A 19,316-nucleotide genomic window follows, 5' to 3' on the forward strand; every position below is an offset into this window, starting at 1 on the left:
AGCTTGCAGGCTGGCGCACACGGCAAAGTACAGTTTTCCTACTGGAACGACCGCCGCCTGGGCTAGAATCTGGCTGCGTCGTGCTACTCACGAGGCGGCAATGGCGCCATGACAAAAACTACCAGGAGACACAGTGAGCTTATTTAGAACCAAGAATTTGGATGACATGATTGCCCACAGCAAGAAGCCGGGAGGACTGGCGAAAGTGCTGGGGCCCTTCGACCTTGTCCTCATGGGCATCGGTGCCATCGTCGGCACCGGCATTTTCGTGCTTACCGGCACGGGTGCGCTGACGGCAGGCCCGGCCCTGTCGCTGTCGTTTGTCGTGGCGGCCGTCGCCTGCTGCTTCGCCGCCCTGTGCTATGCGGAATTCGCCTCCACCGTGCCGGTGGCTGGCTCCATCTATACCTACAGCTATGCCACCCTGGGCGAGCTGGCCGCCTGGATGATAGGCTGGGACTTGCTGCTCGAATATGGCCTGGCCGCGGCCGCCGTCTCCGTCGGCTGGTCTGGCTACTTCCAGTCGCTGCTGTCGGGCTTTGGCATTACCTTGCCTGCAGCCCTGACGGCCGCACCGGGCGCCCTGCCCGGCGTGACGACCTTCATCAACCTGCCGGCCCTCGTCATCATGCTGCTGCTGACGGCCATGCTGGGCTGGGGCGTGCGCGAATCGGCGCGCCTGAACAACATCATGGTGGCCATCAAGGTGGGCGTGGTGCTGCTGTTCATCATCTTCGGCGCGCGCCACGTGCAGCCAGCCAACTGGCAGCCCTACATGCCGTTCGGCTACCACGGCATGCTGAGCGCAGCCGCCCTCGTCTTCTTCGCCTTCATCGGCTTTGACGCCGTCACCTCGGCCGCCGAAGAAGTCAAGAAGCCGTCGCGCGACTTGCCAATCGGCATTATCGGCTCCTTGGCCGTGTGCGCCGTGCTGTACGTGGTGGTGTCTGCCATCATGACAGGCATCGTGCCGTATCAAAAATTCCTCGGCGTCGACCATCCCGTCTCGCTGGCCCTGCAATATGCAGGCGAAAACTGGATCGCCGGCTTCGTCGACCTGGGCGCCATCCTGGGCATGACGACCGTGATCCTGGTGATGGCCTTCGGCCAGACGCGCATCATCTTCGCCATGTCGCGCGACGGCTTGCTGCCAAAGCGCCTGTCGACCGTGCACCCGCGCTTCCACACGCCGTTCTTCGCCACCTGGTTGGTGGGCATCGTGTTTGGCCTGATCGCCGCCGTGATCCCGCTCAACATCCTCGCCGAGCTGATCAATATTGGAACTTTGGCCGCCTTCACCATGGTTTCCGTCGCCGTGGTGGTGCTGCGCAAGAAGCGTCCCGACCTGCCGCGCGCCTTCCGCTGCCCCGGCGTGCCCTACGTGCCGGCGCTGGCCGTGATCCTGTGCGTGGGCCTGATGACTTTCCTGAGTTGGGTCACCTGGATGGCCTTTTCCATCTGGCTGGCGATTGGCCTGGTCATCTACTTCGGCTACGCGCGCCGCCGTTCGCTGCTGCACCCGCCGCAGTAAAAAGTCCCCTGCAGCGACATATCCTGTCGCTGCCGCAGTTAAGATGGCGGTCTCGCAACCAACGCAGGCCGCCATCCATGCAACGTTCCCCCGACCTCATCGCACAACTGGACCAGAGCACGGACCAGCTCAAGCGCGCGCGCCTGCGCAGCATGCAGCTGCTGGCCGTCGGCTTGCTGCTGCTCGCCGCGCTGGTCTTCGCCGTGGCCCGCTCGCAGCGGGGCGGCCATCCCGCCTGGGGTTATGTGGAAGCATTCGCCGAGGCGGCTATGGTGGGGGCGATTGCCGACTGGTTCGCCGTCGTCGCCCTGTTCCGCCACCCGCTGGGCATCCCCTTGTGGCATACGGCCATCATCCCTAACAGCAAGGCGGACATCGGCCGCAGCCTGGGCGCCTTCGTGGAAAACCATTTCATTACCGAGCAAGGCATCGCCGAGCGCATCGTGCAGGCCGATCCTGCCGCGCGCCTGGGCGCCTGGCTCAGTGACGATATCCACGCGCAGCAGCTGGGCATGGCCAGCGCCGGCGTGATGAAACAGCTGCTGGCGATGGCCGATCACGACAAACTGGGCCGCCTGCTGCGCGAACAGGCCAGCAGCTACCTGGGCCAATTGAATCTGTCGGAAGTGGCGGCCGACTGCATCGACGCGCTGATCGCCGACGGCAAGCCGCAGGAACTGCTGGACTTCCTGCTCGACCGTAGCGCTGCTTACCTGGGCGACGAGGCGCACCACGCCGCCATCGGCGACTTCGTGCTGGGCGCCTTCCAGATCGAGAACGCACTGGTGAAAAAAGCCGTGAAAGCGTACGAGCCGCGCATGATCGCCTCGCTGCAAAAGTTTGCCCTCGCCGTGCGCATCGATCCGCAGCACCCGCTGCGCCAGCGCATCGCCGGCTGGATCGCCGACAGCGCGCTGCACCTGAAGGCCGACCCGCACTGGCAGGACACTGTGCGCTGCTACCAGCTGCAGCTGGTCGCCAGCGACACGGTGCAAGCCATGCTGGGCGACGTCTGGCACAACATCCGCACGCGCCTGCTGGCCGACCTGCACGCCGACCAGCCCGTGCTGGCGCAAGCAATCGCCAGCCTGGCGCGCAACACGGGCCAGGTGCTCGGCACGGATGCGGCCGCGCGGGAATGGCTGAACGACGCCATCGTCGCCGGCAGCGGGTCGCTGGTGCGCCGCTACCGGGGCGAAGTGGGCGCCTTCATCGCCGGCCGGCTTGACCTGTGGAGCAAGGATGAAATGAGCGAGCGCATCGAACTGGCTATCGGGCGCGACCTGCAATTCATCCGCATCAACGGCACCATCGTGGGCGGCCTGGCCGGTTTGCTGATCTACGCCGTCAGCCAGGCGTTCTAGCCATCCTCACCAGCGCGGCACGGCGCCGGGCAGCGCCGCATGCGAAGGGAAATGCGGCAGCACCTCTTCGGCCAGCTCCTGCAGCACGTCGATGGCCGGACGCTGTCCATGCTGGATGCCCAGCGCCGCATGGTTGACGCCCGCCGCGCGCCATTCACCGAGCAAGTCGATCAGCCCCTTGCGCCCCGTGCGCAGCACATAGCCGCTGCGCACGGGCGTACGCGGATAATCGGGGTCGTCCACCAGGTCCAGCCACTCATTGCACATATGCGGGCGAAAGCCGCCACCCGGTATGCAGGCGCGCCAGGCGCGGATCTTTGCCGCCAGCCGGCGCGGTCCGTCCGGCGTATCCGTCGCTTCCGGATACGTCAGCCAGCCATCGGCATGGCGCCCTATCCATTCCAGCGGCTGGCCCGAAGAGCTGGTGACGATCAGGGGAATGGCGCCCGCCACGGGCTTGGGCAGCAGTTCGAGGCCCTCGACCCTGCCCAGCGGGCCGTCGATGCTGGCGGGACCGGGGCGCAGCAGCTGGCGGAACATGTGCACGGCCTGTGCATAGCGCTCGCCGCGCGTGGCGTATGGCACGCCATATGCGGGAAACTCGCTGGCCCGGTCGCCCGACGCCGTGCCCAGCACCAGGCGTCCGCCCGACAGCTGGTCGATGCTGGCGGCCGCCTTGGCCAGGTCGATGGGGTGGCGCAGGGTGAAAATGGCGCTGCCCGTGGCCAGGGCCAGCGAGTCCGTGCGCGCCGCCAGGTATGCCAGGTAGGTCCACGGGTCGAACAGCTGGCCCGCATCACCGAAGCGCGGGTCGAACAGGGGAATGTCGCGCACCCAGGCGGCGGCAAAGCCTTGCCGGTCCATGGCGGCGACCAGGTCGGCCTGGCCGGCCAGCGCCTGCATGTCGCCCTGGTAAAAACGCAGCGGCAGGTAGATGCCGAGGGTGAGCGCGCCGGGCGCGAACATGCGGCGGTAGCCGCGGTGCAGCGTAAAGGCCTGCGACGAAGCGCCTTCTGTAATGTCAATGCTCATGCTGTTCCTTGATAAAAATCAGGCGCCCGTGGCGGGCGCGGGCAGCGTGATGCCCAGCTGCACGGCCGGGCGGGCCGCCACGCGGGCGTACCAGGCGCCCACGTGCGCCCAGGCGGAAAAATCAAAGCCGACCAGCAGCGCGATATGCAGCCAGCCAAAGCTGGCGATGTCGGCCACCGAATAGTCATCGCCGGCCAGATAGGGACTGCCGGCCAGGCGGCCATCCATGGTGGCCAGCGCGGCATCGCTCAACTGGCGAAAATGCGCCGTGGCGGCCGCATTCGCGCCGCCGTCCGCGATCTCGAAATGCACGCGCTGGCCCAGCATCGGCCCCATGCTGGCCGCGTGAAATTGCAGCCAGGTGATGGCGGCCCAGCGCTGCTGCGGCTCCGCAGGCAGCAGCCGTCCCGTTTTCTCGGCCAGGTACAGCAAAATGGCAGCCGATTCGAACACCGTGATGCCCGCATCGTAGTCCACCAGCACGGGGATGCGTCCGTGCGGATTGAGGGCCAGGAAAGCGGGCAGCCGATGCTCGCCCTGTTCGATGCACACATGGCGCAGCCGGTACGGCAAGCCCAGTTCGGCCAGCGCTATCGTGGCCTTGAAACCGTTCGGCGAGCTGTCGGTGTAGAGTTCCATCATGACGCCGCCTCCTGCCGCGCGGCCTTGCCGGGCAGGATGGCGATGGCGCACGCCAGGCCCGCTGCCACCAGGCAGGCGGAAACGAGGATGGCGCTGCTGTAGCCTTGTGCGGCCGTGCCGCCACCGGCCAGCACGGCGATGCCGACAGCGACGCCCACGGCCAGGCCGACGGCCGAGCCGACTTCCTGCGTGGTGGTCAGCATGCCGCCCGCCAGGCCATGGTCCGCTTCCGGCACGCCATCGATGCCGGCCACGGTCCAGGCGGGAAACGCCAGGCCATAGCCGATGCCGGCCAGTACGCTGCCGGGCAGGATGGAGGAGGCCCAGGCAGACAGCGTCGCCAGCGACACGCCCAGCAGGGCCAGGCCGCCGATGAACAGCAGCATGCCGCCGACGATGACGGGCTTGGTGCCGCAGCGGGCGATCAGCGCCGGCCCGGCCCAGGCGCTGGCCAGGGTAAAGGCGACGGCCATCGGCAGCAAGCCCAGCCCCGTGCGCGTGGCGGAAAACGCCAGTACTTCCTGCATGGCCAGCGCCACCACGACAAAGGTGGGGCCCAGGGCCGTGTTGGCCAGCAAGGAGACGATATTCGCGCCGCCCGTCGAACGGCGCCGGAACACGGCCGGCGGCATCAGCGGCGCGGCAACGCGCCCCTCCACCCACACGAACAGCGCCAGCAAGGCCAGCGCCAGCGCGAGCAGGGCAAAGGTGAGCGGATGCGCCAGTCCCACATGCTCGCTATTGGCAAAGGCAAACACCAGCGTCGCCGCGCCCGACGCCACCAGCAGCGCGCCCCACACGTCGAGCGTGCCGGCAGCCGCAGCGGTAGCGGTATCGGGCCGGCCCAGGGGCAAGGCCGGCGACAGGGCCAGCACCAGCAAGCCGACGGGTACATTGATCCACAACACCCAGCGCCAGCCCAGCAGGTCGGTGATGAAGCCGCCCAGGATCAGGCCCGCGACAAAGCCGCTGGCCGCCACGGCCGTCCAGGCGCCCAGCGCCCGGTTGCGCTGGGCCGGCTCGTGAAACACGGCCAGCAGCAGGGAGAACGCGGCCGGCGAAAACATCGCGGCACCGAAGCCCTGCAGCGCGCGCGTGGCCACCAGCATGGCCGGGCTGTGCGAAAAGCCACCCAGCAGGGACGCCGCCGTGAACAGGACCACGCCCATGAGGAAGACGCGGCGGCGGCCGAACATGTCGGCCGCACGCCCGCCCAGCAGCAAGAAGCCGGCGATGGCCACGCCATACGCATTGATCACCCATTGCAGGCCGCCGGGCGTAAAGCCCAGGCTGTGCTGGATTTGCGGCAGGGGAATCATGGTAATGGAAAAATCGAGCAAGGCGAGGAATTGCGTGGTGCACAGCAAAACCAGGCAAAGTTGCCTATGTGAAAGTAACATGGAGATCCTATCGATATAGTTTTACTCGACGTCAAAACAACGCTGAATACCCCTATAATGCGTTTTTTAAGAGAGAAACTGAAACGATGATTTTTCGCTCACAACTATAGAAAAACTATATCGATGACGCATCCTTTACCGCTCCAGGCGCTGCGCGCCTTTGTCGAAGTGGGCCAGCGTGGCAGCATCAAGGCGGCCGCCGAGGCGCTGCATGTGACGTCGGGCGCCGTCAGCCAGCAAATCCGCCTGCTGGAAGAACGGGTCGGCATGCCCCTGTTTACGCGCGAACGCCAGGGCTTGCGCCTGACCGAGGCGGGCGCCATGGTCCACCCCGCCCTGCTGGGCGCCTTCGCGCAGATCGCCGGCGCCGGCCAGGCACTGGAAGACATGGGCGCTCGCCAGACGCTCACCGTCAGCACGGTCGCCACTTTTGCCGCCGCCTGGCTGGTGCCGCGCCTGGGCCGCTTCAACCAGCGCCATCCGCATATCGAGGTGCGCGTGGAAGCGACATCCGCACTGGTCGACCTGCGCCGCGACCGGGTCGACGTGGCCTTGCGCCACGGCCTGGGCGACTATCCGGGCCTGCAGGTGACGCGCCTGATGGCGCCCGTGCTGGTGCCCGTCGCCAGCCCCGCCCTGATGGCCGGCCAGCCGCCCATCGCCACGCCAGCCGATTGCCTGCGCTACCCGCTGTTGCACGATACGGATCGCGCCGACTGGCCATTGTGGCTGGCGGCGCATGGCGCGCCGGACGGCAGTGCCGATGCGGCGCGGGCGCTGCGCGGCTCGGCCTTCGAAGACGATTTTCTGTTGATACGCGCGGCCGAGGCGGGCCAGGGTCTGGCCCTGGTGCCGCAGTTGTACGCGCAGGAGGAAATCGCCGCCGGACGCCTGGTGCAAGTGCTGGACTTGCCCTGGCCCGCGCGCTTTGCCTACTACCTGGTGGCGCGGCCCGATGCGGCCACGCGCCCCGCCGTGCAGGCATTCATGGCATGGATCAGCGAGGAGGCGCAGGCCACCGGCGCAGGCGGCTAAAGCGCCCCATCTCCGGCCGCGCACGACACCACGCCGCATACGGTGCTGAACAACATCGGCACGCCGGCGCGCCCCGTGGCGATGCAGGTCACGGCCGGTATCACAGCCAACAACAGGGCCAGGTAGGCGATCGCCTTCAGGCGCCGCACGGGTGAGCGGAATACGCCCGCGCCCGGCTCTTGCGGATGGCGCGCGCTGCCGGACGGCAGCTGGTCCTTGTACACCGCTTCGCTGCCCCTTGCCGGTATTTTCGTAAGCATGTCCGTCTCCTCCATCCACAGTGACCAGCCTGGCATGCCAGGCCGGGCGCGCCACACGCGTGCCGATCTGCATGCATTCTATTTTGCCTCGTAAATTTACCAAATACAATAAATAAATCCACAAATAAAATAGTTATCCCTATCAAAAGGCAAGCAGCATGACGTAAAAACTTGCCTGCCAGCGAGTAAAAAGGCTTACAACACGCTGCTGCATCCGTCAAGAATTAAATTTTCCTGTGTGAAAAAACCAAATAAATCATGAAAATTATAATATTTGCCGAAATCATTTTTATTTGATGTATGATGATTTTTAAGGAAAATCAAGGCGATGCAGCAGCTCTCTTTGCTTCGATCGCCCGACATCTCTGCCTTCTTTGTAGGGGACAAGCACATGAACAAAATTCTGGCCTTGCGCCTGCTCGACGCTGCCGATAACGCCGCCATCATCATCGATGCCGGCTCGCGCATCCGCTATGCGAACGACGCCATGTATGCGCTGAGCGGCTATGCCCCGGACAGCCTGACGGACCGGCAGCTCGAAGCGCTGCTGCCGGACGCCGTGCGCGAACAGCATGGCGCGCAGATCGGCGCTTATCTGGCCGGCGAAAAGAAGTCCACGGTACTCGGGCAGAAGCGCCATTTCGCTATTCGCCACCGCGATGGTTCGATGCTGCCCATCGTGCTCAAGGCCATGGATCTGGGCAAGCTGGGCGATGAGAACTACATGGGGGCCTTTTTCATCGACCAGCGCCACGAACGCGCCATCGAACAGCAGAATGCGGCCCGCTGGCAGCAGTTGCAGCGCATCGCCCTGAGCGACTCCCTTACCCGCCTGCCCAACCGCCGCGCCTTCGAGATCGACGCCGTGCGTGCGGCAGCGCGGGTCCGGCGCGCGGGCAGTCCGATGACCATCGGCATCGCCGACATCGATTTCTTCAAGAAAGTCAACGACCAGCATGGCCATGCCGCCGGCGACGCCGTGCTGCAAGCCATCGCGGCCGTGCTCCAGTCCCAGGCGCGGGCATCCGATGTCGTCGCCCGCGTGGGTGGCGAGGAATTCGGCCTGCTGTTCCCCCATACGGACATGGCCATGGCGCGCCAGGTGGCCGATCGCATCCGCCTGGCCGTGGCTGCAACGTGCGTCGACTTCGAGCAGACGTCCATCACGGCGACGATCAGCATCGGCCTGGCGCCGCTTCCCCACAACGGCGACTGGAAAACTGGTTTCATGCACGCCGATGCCGCGCTGTACCAGGCCAAGAAGAATGGCCGCAACCGCGTCGAGGAAGCCTGAGCACCGCATCCTTATCCGCTATTTCTTTCATCCAGCACGACCTGACAGGAGCAAGCACATGGAAACCACCACGACACATGCCGCAGCAGCGAGCCAGCCGGCGCAAGCGGGCGCCCGGGAATTGCTGGTCTTTGGCCTGGGCAATGAGGAATACGCAATCGATATCGGCCTGGTGCAGGAAATCCGCGGCTACGGCGCCGTGACCCGCATCGCCAATGCACCCGCCTTTCTCAATGGCTTCATCCACCTGCGCGGCAGCATCGTGCCGCTGGTCGACCTGCGCATCGCGCTGGGCCAGACCGAGCCCGCGTACGACGCCTCGACCGTGGTGATCATTCTCGTCTTCGCGCAGGGCGCCACCGGCATCGTGGTCGACCGCGTGGCCGATGTAGTGCCGCTGGCACCGTCACAGATCAAGCCACCGCCGCAACTGCATGGTTCGGCGATGGCCGGCCATGTAACGGCCATCGGCAGCCTGGATGAACGGCTGCTGATCGTGCTCGACATGGACAGCCTGCTGTCTGGCATGGGCATGGCCGCCACGGGAAAACTGGCAGCCTGAGGCAGCCATCGCCATCGCGCCCGCCACCTGACCGCCATCCGGAGACACCATGAGCATCCTGATCGTCGATGACAATGACATCAACCTGAGCCTGCTAACGACCTTGGCGCGCAAGGCCAGCTGCATCGAAGCCGTCGGCATGAACGACCCCATCGATGCCCTGTACTGGTGCGTATCGAACGTACCGGATCTGGTCTTGCTCGACTACCGGATGCCCAGCCTGTCGGGCAATGAATTTCTCGGCATTTTCCGCAAGATGCAGGGGATGGCCGACATCCCCATCATCATGGTCACCACCGAAAACGACCGCGCCGTGCGCAAGCAGGCCTTTTCGCTCGGTGTCACGGAGTTTCTCACCAAGCCCGTCGACACCATCGAGTTCAGCTTGCGCGTGCGCAATCTGCTGGCCCTGCGCATGGCGCAAACCTTGCTGGCCGACCGCGCCAAGCTGCTCGAACACGAAGTGGCCCAGGCCATCGCCAACGTCACGGCGCGCGAGACGGAACTGGTCACGCGGCTGGCGCGGGCGGCCGAATTCCGCGACCCTGAAACGGGCGCCCACATCATGCGCATGGCACGCTACTCGGCGCTGATCGCCAGGAACCTGGGCATGGATGCGCAATGGCAGGAGCTGCTGCTGAAGGCGGCGCCCATGCACGACGTGGGCAAGCTGGCCACGCCCGACCATATCCTGCTCAAGCCGGGGCGGCTGGATCCCGCGGAAATGGCCATCATGCGCCAGCACGCGGAAATCGGCGGCAAGATCCTCGCCGGCAGCGACTCGCCGCTGATCCGCCTGGCCGAGGAAATCGCCTGCGGCCACCACGAAAAATACGATGGCAGCGGCTATCCGCGCGGCCTGGCGGGCGAACTAATACCGCTGTCGGCACGCATCGTCGCCGTGGCCGACGTCTTCGATGCACTGAGTTCGGAACGCCCATACAAGCCGGCCTGGCCAGTCGAGCAGGCGCGCCTGTACCTGCAGCAAAACAGGGGCAGCCATTTCTGCCCGCGCTGCATCGACGCCTTCCTGGGCGCCTGGGACGAGGTGCTCGCTATCCGCAACAGCCTGCCCGACCCCGTCCAGCACCACGTCCACCCACTATCAGCGAGGACCCTGCCATGCGCGTGCAACAACTGATCCTGAAAAACCGTGCCGACATCGATGCCGCACTGGCGCCCCTGGCCGCCATGCAGCCGCAACTGGTGCTGGTCTTTGGCGCCTGCGCCTACTTTGCCGCCCCCGAACTGACGGCGGCGCTGCGCCGCCAACTGCCCGGCGCCATCATCGCCGGCTGCTCCACGGCCGGCGAGATCGCCGGCAAGCGCGTCTACGACGACAGCTGCGTCATCACCGCCATCGGCTTTGCCCACACCACGGTGGCGATTGCCGACGCCATCATCTGCGACATGGCGGACTCGCACGAGGCGGGCGAGCGCCTGGCGCAGGCGCTGCCGCAGGACGGCCTGACGGCGGTCTTCATGCTGGGCACGGGCGTGGCCATCAATGGCAGTGCCCTCATCGCCGGCGTGCAGGCGAACCTGCCGCCGGGCGTGAGCATATCGGGCGGGCTGGCCGCCGACGGCGGCGCCTTCCGTCAAACCTGGACCCTGGGTCCGCGCGGCGCAGCCGACAATACCGTCGTCGCCGTCGGCCTGTACGGCGAGCATATCCGCCTCGGCTACGGCAGCCATGCGGGTTGGGAAGCGTTCGGCCCCGCGCGCAAGGTGACGCGCAGCGTCGACAACGTGCTGTATGGCCTGGACGGCGCGCGGGCGCTGGACATCTACAAGCTGTACCTGGGCGACCATGCGCGCGATCTGCCCGGCTCGGGCTTGCTGTTTCCGTTTGAAATGCTCACGGCCGCGCATGAAAAAAGCCACGTCTTTCGCACCATCCTCGCCGTCGATGAAGCACAGGGTTCACTGACCCTGGCCGGTGACATCCTCGCCGACGGCTACCTGAAATTGATGCATTCCAGTACCAACCGGCTGATCGACGGGGCCGAAATGGCCGCGCGCGGCGTCCAGCCCCACGCCGATGCGGTGGGCGACCAGCTGGCCCTGCTGGTCAGCTGCGTGGGACGCAAGCTGGTCATGGGCGATCGGGTCGAGGAAGAGGTCGAAGCGGTGGCCGACGTGCTGGGCAGCGGTGCCACCTGTATCGCCGGTTTTTACTCGAACGGCGAGATCGGCATCACGCAGCCGCATGGCGCGTGCCAGCTGCATAACCAGACGATGACCGTGACTGTCCTGAGCGAAGCATGAACCGTACCCTGACACGCCAATTGAGCCGCGTTTGCAATATCGACTCGGAAAGCGCCTGCATCGCCTTGCTGGAACAGGCCCAGGCATTGGGGGCGCAAGCCGGCACGCCGCCCGAACTGGCCGCTTTCCTGGCCGGCCTGCCGGCCCTGCTGCTGCGCATCGACAGCGCCTACGAACAGTCCGAACGCGACCTGGACTTGCGCTCGCGCAGCCTGGAACTGAGTTCGACAGAACTGAGCATGACCAATGACTTGCTGCGCACGGAGCTGGCCAGCCGCAACCGCGTCCTGCAATCGCTGCGCGTGGCGGCCGTGCGCCTGCTCGACAACGACGATTCCGGCCTGCACCTGCCGCAGGAAGGCGATATCGAGGGTCTCTCGGTGCTGCTCGCCGAGCTGGTGTCGCAGCAGGAACTGCGCCGCATCGAACTGCAGAACCAGCGCTTCGCGATGGACCAGCATGCCATTGTCAGCATCACCGACACGGCCGGCGTCATCATTTACGTCAACGACAAGTTCTGCGCCATCAGCGGGTTCGCGCGCGAAGAGCTGATCGGCAGGACGCACCGCCTGATCAATTCGCACACGCATCCTGACGCCTTCTTTGGGCAGATGTGGCAAACCATCACCACGGGCCAGGTATGGCACGGCGAAATCTGCAACCACGCCAGGAGCGGCGAAGAATACTGGGTCGATGCCACCATCGTGCCCTTTCTCGATGCCGCCGGCAAGCCCTACCAGTACATCGCCATTCGCACGGAAATCAGCGACAGCAAGCGCATGGCAGAGACCATCGCGAAAAGCGAGCGCGAATACCGCAACGTCGTCAACAGCCTCAATGAAGTGGTCTTCCGCACCGACTTGAACGGCGCCTGGACCTTCCTGAACCCCGCCTGGCACACCATCACCGGCTTCAGCGCCGCCGACAGCATGGGCAAGGATGTGCTGCAATTCATCGATGCACGCGACCGGGAACGCGCCGCCACCGGCCTGTCCCAGCTGCTGGGCGGCCAGGTGGACAGCATGCACCATGAGGCGCGCTACCTGACCAGCGATGGCAACGTGCGCTGGGTCGACGTGTGTGCGCGCGCCGAACGCGATGGTCAGGGGCGGCTGGCCGGCATCACCGGCAGCCTGACCGACATCACCGAGCGGCGCCTGGCGGCACGCGAGCTGCGGCACAACCTCAACTTCGTCGACGCGCTGATCGAGACCATCCCGATTCCCGTGTACCTGAAAGATGTACAGGGCCGCTACCTGCGCGCCAACCGCGCCTTTTGCGCCTTCTTCCATCTCGACCAGGCGCGCATCCCGGGCCTGACACTGACCGACATCCTGCCGCAGCGGGAGGCGCAGCAAGTGCTGCAGCGCGACCTGGAGTTGCTGCAGGACCGGGGCAACCAGACGTATGAAGACCGGCTGACCGTCGGCGCGCGCCAGGTCGATGTGCTGTTCAGCAAGGCGGCCCTGCTGAAGTCCGACGGCAGCCTGCACGGCCTGGTAGGCACCCTGGTCGACATTTCCAGCCAAAAGGCGGCTGAGCGGGCGCTGCTGCTGGCCAAGGAAGTGGCCGAATCGGCCAGCCGCTCGAAGAGCGAGTTCCTGGCCAACATGAGCCACGAGATCCGCACGCCGATGAACGGCATCCTGGGCATGACGGACCTGGTACTCGATTCCGAACTCGATGCCCACCAGCGCAAATACCTGGAAATCGTCAAGGCTTCGGCCGACGCCCTGCTGTGCATTATCAACGACATCCTCGATTTCTCGAAGATCGAGGCGGGCATGCTGACCCTGGAAAGCATCCCCTTCAAGCTGCGCCATCTGATGCAGGAAACCATGCGCGCACTAGCCATGCGGGCCCAGGCCAGCGGCCTGGAACTGGTGCTCGATGTCGATCCCGCGCTGCCGCAAACCTTGCTCGGCGACCCTGGCCGGCTGCGCCAGGTGCTGACCAACCTGGCGGGCAACGCCATCAAGTTCACGCCGCGCGGCGAAGTCACTGTCAGTGCCCGGCTACGCGCCAGCGGCGATGGCATGGCCCAGCTGCAGCTGTGCGTGCGCGACACCGGCATCGGCATCGCCGCCGACATGCAGGAGGCCATCTTCGACGCCTTCCAGCAGGAAGACGGTTCGACCACGCGGCGCTTCGGCGGGACGGGACTGGGCCTGTCGATCACGCGCCGCCTGGTGACCATGATGGGCGGCAGCATCGGCCTGACGAGCGAACTGGGCAAGGGCAGCAGCTTCACCGTGGACCTGGCCCTGCCCATCGGCGAGAATCAGCCTTGCCTGCCGCCGCCGGGCGCCTCGCTGGCGGGGCGGGCGATCCTGCTGGTCGACGACAATTCCAGCAGCCTGACCATCCTGCGCAAGATCTTCGAACACAGCGGCGCCGCCGTCACCGCCTGCGAGTCAAGCGAGGCGGCGCTGGAGAACTGCCGCACCGCCCTGCCGGCCGACTGCATCATCATGGACTGTGCCATGCCCGGCATGAATGGCTTCGACACGGCATCGGCCCTGGCCGCCCTGCCCCACTGGAGCCAGGTGCCCATCATCATGCTGTCTTCCAGCGGCAGCCTGGGCGACGCGGCGCGCTGCCGCGAATTGGGCATCCAGGGCTACCTGCTCAAGCCTGCCAGTCCCGAGGAATTACTGGCCATCACCATGAGCGTGCTGGGCACCTGCCGCGGCATGCCCAGCGCTACGCCCGTAGTGACGCGCCATTGCGTGCACGAAGGCACGCCCCGCCTGGACATCCTGCTGGTCGAGGACAACGCCATGAACCGCGAACTGGCCACCGTGCTGCTGTCGAATGCGGGCCACCGGGTCACGCATGCGGCGAATGGCCGCGAAGCGCTCGACTGCCAGGCCGCCGGCCATTTCGACATGATCCTGATGGACCTGCAGATGCCGGAAATGGGCGGTTTCGACGCTACCGCGCAGATACGCCAGCGCGAAGCGCAAGGCATGCCGCGCAGCGTCATCATCGCCATGACGGCCAGCGCCTTCGAAGGCGACCGCGAACGCTGCATCGCCGGCGGCATGGACGATTACCTGTCCAAGCCTTTCCGCAACGCCGCCTTCCAAAGCCTGATCGAGCAGCATGTGTCGCACATCAGCAAGCCGATGCGGCCGCCCGCCATGGCGCTGGCCTTGCCAGTATCGGCAACCGGCAGCGCGCAGCGCTTCGACTACAGCGCCGCGCTGGTGAGCGCTGACGCCGACGTGATCGACATCATTGGCGCGTCCTTCCTGGCCGGCTTGCCGGCGCAGCTGGCGGCCTTGCGCGCAGCCCTGCAAGCGGGCGAGCGGCCCACCGCAAGCCGGCAGGCACATACCCTGGCCGGCTTGCTGGCCAACTTCCATGCCATCCCCGCCGTCGCCATCGCCGCCGCCATCGAGCGCGAAGCGGCACAGGCCCCGCAGGCGGCGTTGCTGGCGCGGCTTGCTGCGCTGGAAGAGCAGCTGCAGCTGTTCATGCAGGAAACGGGCGCGGCCATCCAGGCGGCAAGCCGCACGCTGCACGCATCCGGGCAAACTTGATGTAGATCATAATTTTTTGAACAAGCTCTTGCTATCCTGTAAAAAAATGACAGGAGTCCTGGATGAGCAAGACGCAGTCGAGCAATGCGGAGCAACAAGTTGAACATGAGCGCCTGGGCAGCGCCTGGCAAGGCTTGCCGGCGCCCGATTATCCGGAGAGCGCGCCGGAAGGCGCTACCCTGGACTTGCTGCTGAACGCCTGGCTGGGCAAGTTTACGGGCGGCATTTCGCCGGCCGCGCTGGGCAACGCCTATGCCGACTGGCTCAGCCACCTGGCGCTGGCGCCATCGAAGCAGCAAACCCTGCTGCAGGAAGCGTGGAAGAAAATCGGGCGCTGGCAGCAGTATGCACTGCACTCTGCGCTGCAGTCGGCCCAGACCGGCAGCGCCAGCGAGCCGCCGTGCATCGCGCCGCTGCCGCAGGACCGGCGCTTCGACGACCCGGCGTGGCAGCGCTGGCCGTACAACCTGATCTACCAGGGCTTCTTGCTGCAGCAGCAATGGTGGCACCGCGCCACCACGGGCGTGCGCGGCGTCTCGCCGCACCACGAGGATGTCGTCACATTCACCGTGCGCCAGTGGCTCGACATGCTGGCGCCGTCGAACTTCATGCTGACCAATCCCGTGGTGCAGCAGGCAACCCTGGCAAGCGGCGGCGCCAACCTGGCGAACGGCGCGCAGCACCTGGCCGACGACTGGCGCCGCGCCGCCATGGGAGCATATGCGCCCGACCAGCGCAGCTACAAGGCAGGCGACAACGTGGCCGTCACGCCCGGCAAGGTGGTCTACCGCAATGACCTGATCGAGCTGCTGCAATACGCGCCGGCGACAGCGACAGTGCATGCCACGCCCCTGCTGTTCGTGCCGGCGTGGATCATGAAGTACTACATACTCGACCTGTCGCCGCACAATTCGCTGGTGCGCTACCTGGTGGAGCAGGGCCACACGGTGTTCATGATTTCATGGAAAAATCCGCTTGAAGAAGACCGCGAGCTGTCGCTGGAAGACTACCGCCAGCTGGGCGTGATGGACGCGCTCGACGCCGTTGCCCGCATCACGGGCGCGCCGCAGGTGCACGCGGCCGGCTACTGCCTGGGCGGCACCCTGCTGGCGATTGCCGCCGCAAGCATGGCGCGCGACGGCGATGCGCGCCTGGCCAGCCTCACCATGCTCGCTTCGCAGGTGGACTTCAAGGAACCGGGCGAACTGTCGCTGTTCATCGACGAGAGCCAGGTGAGCTTCCTGGAAGCGGCCATGTGGAAGCAGGGCTACCTCGATACGAAACAGATGGCGGGCGCCTTCCAGCTGCTGCGTTCAAACGACCTGATCTGGTCGCGCCGGCTGCGCCATTACCTGCTGGGCGAAGACGAGCAGGACAGCGACCTGATGGCCTGGAATGCGGATGCCACGCGCATGCCCTGCCGCATGCACGCAGAATACCTGCGCCGTTTGTTCCTGCACAACGACCTGGCCGAAGGGCGCTACCGCACGGCGGGCCGGCACATCGCCCTGCCCGACATCGTCGCGCCCATCTTTGCCGTGGGCACGCTGACGGACCACGTGGCGCCATGGCGCTCCGTCTACAAGCTGCAACTGCTGACCGACACAGACGTCACCTTCCTGCTCACCTCGGGCGGCCACAACGCGGGCGTGGTCTCGCCGCCGGGCCAGGCGCGCCGCAGCTACCAGCAGGCCACGCACCGTCACGACGCGCCCTACATCGACGCGGACAGCTGGCAGCGCGACGTGCCGCGCCACGACGGTTCGTGGTGGCCCGCCTGGCAAGCCTGGCTGGCAGAGCGCTCGGGCGCGCAGGTGGCGCCGCCGGCCATGCCCCCGGGCCTGGCCGACGCGCCGGGCGACTACGTGCTGCAGACTTGACAACCGACTTCCGACAACCGAGGAAAACGCCATGCCCTATACTACCCTGCTGGTCCACGTAGACAACTCCCGCCACTGTGCCCAGCGCATCCGCCTGGCCGTGCGCCTGGCCATTGCCGAAGGCGCCCACCTGATCGGCTCGGCCATGAGCGGCATCTCGCGCTATGCGTATGGCGGCGGCGTCAACGCGCTGCAATTCGCGCCGGCGCAGATGCAGGCGCTGCGCACCCAGGCCAGCGAAGCCTTGCACGACTTCGAGCGCATCGCCCGCGAAGAAGGTCTGGGCACCTACGAAACGCGCTTCGTCGACGACGACGCGCAAGGCGCGCTGCTGCTGCAGGCGCGCTATTGCGACTTGCTGATTCTCGGTCAGACCGACGCGCAGGATACGCCGTCGCGCGTCATCGCCGGCACGCCCGAATACCTGATGCTCCATTGCGGCCGGCCCGTGCTGATGGTGCCGCACGCGCCGTCGGCTGCGCTAGCGGGCAGCGCGCAGCATCCCCTGCTGGCCTGGAACGGCAGCGCCGAAGCGCTGCGCGCCATCACCGATGCGCTGCCGCTGCTGCAACGGGCGCAGCAAGTCACCCTGGCCGTCGTCAATTCACACGCCCAGCCGGCCGCGCACGGCGAGCAGCCGGGTGCCGACCTGGCCCTGTACCTGGCGCGCCACGGCGTCAACGTCGAAGTGCTGCAGCACGACACGCCGCCGGGCCAGGACGTGGGCGCGGCCCTGCTGGCGATGGCGACGCAGCGCCAGTGCGACCTGGTCGTGATGGGCTGCTACGGCCACATGCGCCTGCGCGAAGCGCTACTGGGCGGCGTCACGCGCACGGTGTTGCAGGAGATGACCTTGCCGGTGCTGGTGTCGCACTGACAGCATCAAGCTGCCGTGGCGCGGGAAAGCGCACCGTCACCACCAGGCCCGCGCCATCCGGCCCGGCGGCCAGCTGCACGCTGGCGCCATGCGTTTCGGCGATGCGCCGCACGATCGACAAGCCCAGGCCGCTGCCTGGCTGGTGCGCGCCGGCGGCGCGGAAAAAGCGTTCGAATACGCGCTCGCGCAACTGCTCGGCGATGCCGGGCCCCGTATCGCTCACGCGCAGCAGCACGCCATCGGCCTCGGTGCGGCAGGCCAGCGCCAGCGTGCCGCCGGCCGGGGTATAGCGCATGGCGTTGTCCATCAGGTTGCGCGCCAGGATCAGCACATGGTCCAGCTGCAGACGGCACGGCGCCGTGGCCAGGTCCGCCCGCAGCAGCAAATCCTGACGCTGCGCCTGCGCCATCCAGGCGGGCAGCTGTTCGGCCAGCACGGCGGCCAGGTCCAGCACGGGCAGGTCGGACGGCGGCTGCGACTGCGGGTCGAGCCGGGACAAGGTCAGCAACTGCCCCACCAGGCGCGAGGCGCGGTCCACGCTCAGGCCCAGGCCCGTCACGGACTCGCTGCGTTCCGCATCGCTGCGGGCGCGCTGCAGCACCTGCAGGTTGGTCTTGATGGCCGCCAGCGGCGTGCGCAATTCATGCGCGGCATCGGCCGTGAAGCGCTGCTCCTGCTCGCGCGTCTGGCGCACGCGCACGAACAGGCGGTTGATGGCCTGCAGCAGCGGCTGCACTTCCATGGGGGCGCCCGTCACGCTGACATTGGCGAGATCGTCGGGCGTGCGCAGCGCCACTTCATCGGCGCAGCGGCGCAAGGCGCGAAACACGCGGTTGATGCTCCACCAGATGGCCAGCGCCGCCAGGACTGCCATCGGCAAGCCGATGGCCAGCAACTTCAGGGCGAAGCGGCTGCTGATCTCCTGGCGGTGGCTGGCCGGTTCCGCCACCTGGATCTGCAGCTGCGCGTCGTGATTCCAGCTTGTATAGATGCGCCACAGGCGGCCATCGTTGTCGCGCCAGCTGTAGCCGACATCGGCCGGCGCGGCGAACGCCTGGTCCGGCGCGCCGGCGTTCTTGTACAGCAGGCGGTGCTGCGCATCCCACACCTGGAACAGCAGGTACTGGCGGTGGTTGCGGTTCTGCGCCGCCGGCATCACCAGCGACTTGCTCGCGCCATGCTCCTGCACTTCGTGCTCGGCCAGGGAAAGCAGCAAATGCCCCGTCTCGGCCAGCGACTGGTCGAACAGTTCCTGGCTTTCGCGCCCCGCTTCCAGATACACGATGGCGGCGCTGAAGCCCCATAGCGTAAACGTCAGTCCCAGCAGCACGGCCAGCAGCGTGCGCCGCAGCGACCATACGCCGGCGGCGCGCAGGGTGGACGCTGTCATGGGCACGCCTGCGTATCGGGCTTGTCGATGCTGTAGCCGATGGCCAGTGCCTGCATGCCATCCTCGCCCGGCAGGGCCGGGTCGAGCAGCAAACAGCCATGGCGGTGCAGGCGTACGGCCCTATGCGCGCTTTCGGCCGACTGCACCCGGTCGACCGCATAGCCGGCCTGCTCCAGCCCCATCTGCGTGGCGCGCCCCAGCTGGGGGTCGTCTTCTGTCAGCAATATGCGCATCGT

The 19,316-nt window shown here is 66.5% G+C and carries 16 protein-coding genes; 10 read left to right on the top strand and 6 right to left on the bottom strand.

The features are described 5' to 3' along the window. Nucleotides 1–133: 133 nt before the first annotated feature. Nucleotides 134–1,531, top strand: coding sequence for a branched-chain amino acid transporter BcaP (gene bcaP / locus ACQ4WP_RS08150; protein WP_436519503.1), 1,398 nt, complete (start codon nucleotides 134–136; stop codon nucleotides 1,529–1,531). 77 nt (nucleotides 1,532–1,608) lie between these two features. Further along, nucleotides 1,609–2,895, top strand: a complete 1,287-nt coding sequence (locus ACQ4WP_RS08155) for a DUF445 domain-containing protein (protein WP_436519504.1) — start codon at nucleotides 1,609–1,611, stop codon at nucleotides 2,893–2,895. 6 nt (nucleotides 2,896–2,901) lie between these two features. On the opposite strand, the gene ACQ4WP_RS08160 is transcribed toward ACQ4WP_RS08155, so the two are convergent. From ACQ4WP_RS08160 to ACQ4WP_RS08170, 3 genes are read right to left on the bottom strand one after another with little or no spacing between them, the layout of a single operon-like run. Then, on the bottom strand, nucleotides 2,902–3,927 hold the full coding sequence (locus tag ACQ4WP_RS08160; RefSeq protein ID WP_436519505.1) for an LLM class oxidoreductase: 1,026 nt from the start codon (nucleotides 3,925–3,927) through the stop codon (nucleotides 2,902–2,904). 18 nt (nucleotides 3,928–3,945) lie between these two features. Continuing rightward, nucleotides 3,946–4,569, bottom strand: a complete 624-nt coding sequence (locus ACQ4WP_RS08165; RefSeq protein WP_436519506.1) for a glutathione S-transferase family protein — start codon at nucleotides 4,567–4,569, stop codon at nucleotides 3,946–3,948. Continuing rightward, nucleotides 4,566–5,969, bottom strand: a complete 1,404-nt coding sequence (locus ACQ4WP_RS08170) for an MFS transporter (protein WP_436519507.1) — start codon at nucleotides 5,967–5,969, stop codon at nucleotides 4,566–4,568. The genes ACQ4WP_RS08165 and ACQ4WP_RS08170 overlap by 4 nt, the downstream gene beginning before the upstream one ends. Before the next feature lie 123 nt (nucleotides 5,970–6,092). Between ACQ4WP_RS08170 and ACQ4WP_RS08175 the strand changes: the two genes are divergently transcribed. Continuing rightward, nucleotides 6,093–7,004 (top strand): LysR substrate-binding domain-containing protein, encoded by a 912-nt coding sequence (locus ACQ4WP_RS08175; RefSeq protein ID WP_436519508.1) that lies wholly within the window; start codon nucleotides 6,093–6,095, stop codon nucleotides 7,002–7,004. Here the strand turns inward: ACQ4WP_RS08175 and ACQ4WP_RS08180 are convergent. After that, nucleotides 7,001–7,264, bottom strand: coding sequence for a hypothetical protein (locus ACQ4WP_RS08180; RefSeq protein ID WP_436519509.1), 264 nt, complete (start codon nucleotides 7,262–7,264; stop codon nucleotides 7,001–7,003). The two genes, ACQ4WP_RS08175 and ACQ4WP_RS08180, sit on opposite strands and share 4 nt — an antisense overlap. A 391-nt stretch (nucleotides 7,265–7,655) precedes the next feature. Between ACQ4WP_RS08180 and ACQ4WP_RS08185 the strand changes: the two genes are divergently transcribed. From ACQ4WP_RS08185 to ACQ4WP_RS08215, 7 genes are all read left to right on the top strand, one after another. Next, a complete protein-coding gene (locus ACQ4WP_RS08185) occupies nucleotides 7,656–8,558 on the top strand; it encodes a GGDEF domain-containing protein (protein WP_436519510.1) in 903 nt (300 codons plus the stop codon). Between the two features lie 58 nt (nucleotides 8,559–8,616). After that, nucleotides 8,617–9,120 (top strand): chemotaxis protein CheW, encoded by a 504-nt coding sequence (locus tag ACQ4WP_RS08190; protein ID WP_436519511.1) that lies wholly within the window; start codon nucleotides 8,617–8,619, stop codon nucleotides 9,118–9,120. A gap of 49 nt (nucleotides 9,121–9,169) precedes the next feature. After that, the gene (locus ACQ4WP_RS08195; protein ID WP_436519512.1) at nucleotides 9,170–10,261 is read left to right on the top strand and encodes an HD domain-containing phosphohydrolase; all 1,092 of its coding nucleotides are present in this window, start codon (nucleotides 9,170–9,172) and stop codon (nucleotides 10,259–10,261) included. Then, nucleotides 10,243–11,388 carry an FIST signal transduction protein gene (locus ACQ4WP_RS08200; RefSeq protein ID WP_436519513.1) on the top strand — a complete coding sequence of 382 codons (1,146 nt, stop codon included), beginning with the start codon at nucleotides 10,243–10,245 and terminating at the stop codon, nucleotides 11,386–11,388. Before ACQ4WP_RS08195 ends, ACQ4WP_RS08200 begins: the two co-directional genes overlap by 19 nt. Continuing rightward, a complete protein-coding gene (locus ACQ4WP_RS08205) occupies nucleotides 11,385–14,933 on the top strand; it encodes a response regulator (protein ID WP_436519514.1) in 3,549 nt (1,182 codons plus the stop codon). Before ACQ4WP_RS08200 ends, ACQ4WP_RS08205 begins: the two co-directional genes overlap by 4 nt. A 62-nt stretch (nucleotides 14,934–14,995) precedes the next feature. Then, nucleotides 14,996–16,813 (top strand): PHA/PHB synthase family protein, encoded by a 1,818-nt coding sequence (locus tag ACQ4WP_RS08210; RefSeq protein WP_436519515.1) that lies wholly within the window; start codon nucleotides 14,996–14,998, stop codon nucleotides 16,811–16,813. A 31-nt stretch (nucleotides 16,814–16,844) separates the two neighbouring features. After that, nucleotides 16,845–17,690, top strand: a complete 846-nt coding sequence (locus tag ACQ4WP_RS08215) for a universal stress protein (protein WP_436519516.1) — start codon at nucleotides 16,845–16,847, stop codon at nucleotides 17,688–17,690. Here ACQ4WP_RS08215 and ACQ4WP_RS08220 read toward each other — a convergent pair. Further along, nucleotides 17,638–19,080 (bottom strand): ATP-binding protein, encoded by a 1,443-nt coding sequence (locus tag ACQ4WP_RS08220; protein WP_436519517.1) that lies wholly within the window; start codon nucleotides 19,078–19,080, stop codon nucleotides 17,638–17,640. The genes ACQ4WP_RS08215 and ACQ4WP_RS08220 overlap by 53 nt on opposite strands. After that, nucleotides 19,077–19,313, bottom strand: coding sequence for a response regulator (locus ACQ4WP_RS08225; protein WP_436519518.1), 237 nt, complete (start codon nucleotides 19,311–19,313; stop codon nucleotides 19,077–19,079). The genes ACQ4WP_RS08220 and ACQ4WP_RS08225 overlap by 4 nt, the downstream gene beginning before the upstream one ends. Nucleotides 19,314–19,316 lie beyond the last annotated feature (3 nt).

Source organism: Janthinobacterium lyxosi (assembly GCF_051380665.1).
Classification (GTDB): Bacteria; Pseudomonadota; Gammaproteobacteria; order Burkholderiales; family Burkholderiaceae_D; genus Janthinobacterium.

Excerpts from the sequence above, each read along its gene's own strand:
- ACQ4WP_RS08155 (WP_436519504.1), top strand. The coding sequence starts at position 1,609 with ATGCAACGTTCCCCCGACCTCATCGCACAACTGGACCAGAGCACGGAC.
- ACQ4WP_RS08160 (WP_436519505.1), bottom strand. The coding sequence starts at position 3,927 with ATGAGCATTGACATTACAGAAGGCGCTTCGTCGCAGGCCTTTACGCTG.
- ACQ4WP_RS08165 (WP_436519506.1), bottom strand. The coding sequence starts at position 4,569 with ATGATGGAACTCTACACCGACAGCTCGCCGAACGGTTTCAAGGCCACG.
- ACQ4WP_RS08170 (WP_436519507.1), bottom strand. The coding sequence starts at position 5,969 with ATGTTACTTTCACATAGGCAACTTTGCCTGGTTTTGCTGTGCACCACG.
- ACQ4WP_RS08175 (WP_436519508.1), top strand. The coding sequence starts at position 6,093 with ATGACGCATCCTTTACCGCTCCAGGCGCTGCGCGCCTTTGTCGAAGTG.
- ACQ4WP_RS08180 (WP_436519509.1), bottom strand. The coding sequence starts at position 7,264 with ATGCTTACGAAAATACCGGCAAGGGGCAGCGAAGCGGTGTACAAGGAC.
- ACQ4WP_RS08185 (WP_436519510.1), top strand. The coding sequence starts at position 7,656 with ATGAACAAAATTCTGGCCTTGCGCCTGCTCGACGCTGCCGATAACGCC.
- ACQ4WP_RS08190 (WP_436519511.1), top strand. The coding sequence starts at position 8,617 with ATGGAAACCACCACGACACATGCCGCAGCAGCGAGCCAGCCGGCGCAA.
- ACQ4WP_RS08195 (WP_436519512.1), top strand. The coding sequence starts at position 9,170 with ATGAGCATCCTGATCGTCGATGACAATGACATCAACCTGAGCCTGCTA.
- ACQ4WP_RS08200 (WP_436519513.1), top strand. The coding sequence starts at position 10,243 with ATGCGCGTGCAACAACTGATCCTGAAAAACCGTGCCGACATCGATGCC.
- ACQ4WP_RS08205 (WP_436519514.1), top strand. The coding sequence starts at position 11,385 with ATGAACCGTACCCTGACACGCCAATTGAGCCGCGTTTGCAATATCGAC.
- ACQ4WP_RS08210 (WP_436519515.1), top strand. The coding sequence starts at position 14,996 with ATGAGCAAGACGCAGTCGAGCAATGCGGAGCAACAAGTTGAACATGAG.
- ACQ4WP_RS08215 (WP_436519516.1), top strand. The coding sequence starts at position 16,845 with ATGCCCTATACTACCCTGCTGGTCCACGTAGACAACTCCCGCCACTGT.
- ACQ4WP_RS08220 (WP_436519517.1), bottom strand. The coding sequence starts at position 19,080 with ATGACAGCGTCCACCCTGCGCGCCGCCGGCGTATGGTCGCTGCGGCGC.
- ACQ4WP_RS08225 (WP_436519518.1), bottom strand. The coding sequence starts at position 19,313 with ATGCGCATATTGCTGACAGAAGACGACCCCCAGCTGGGGCGCGCCACG.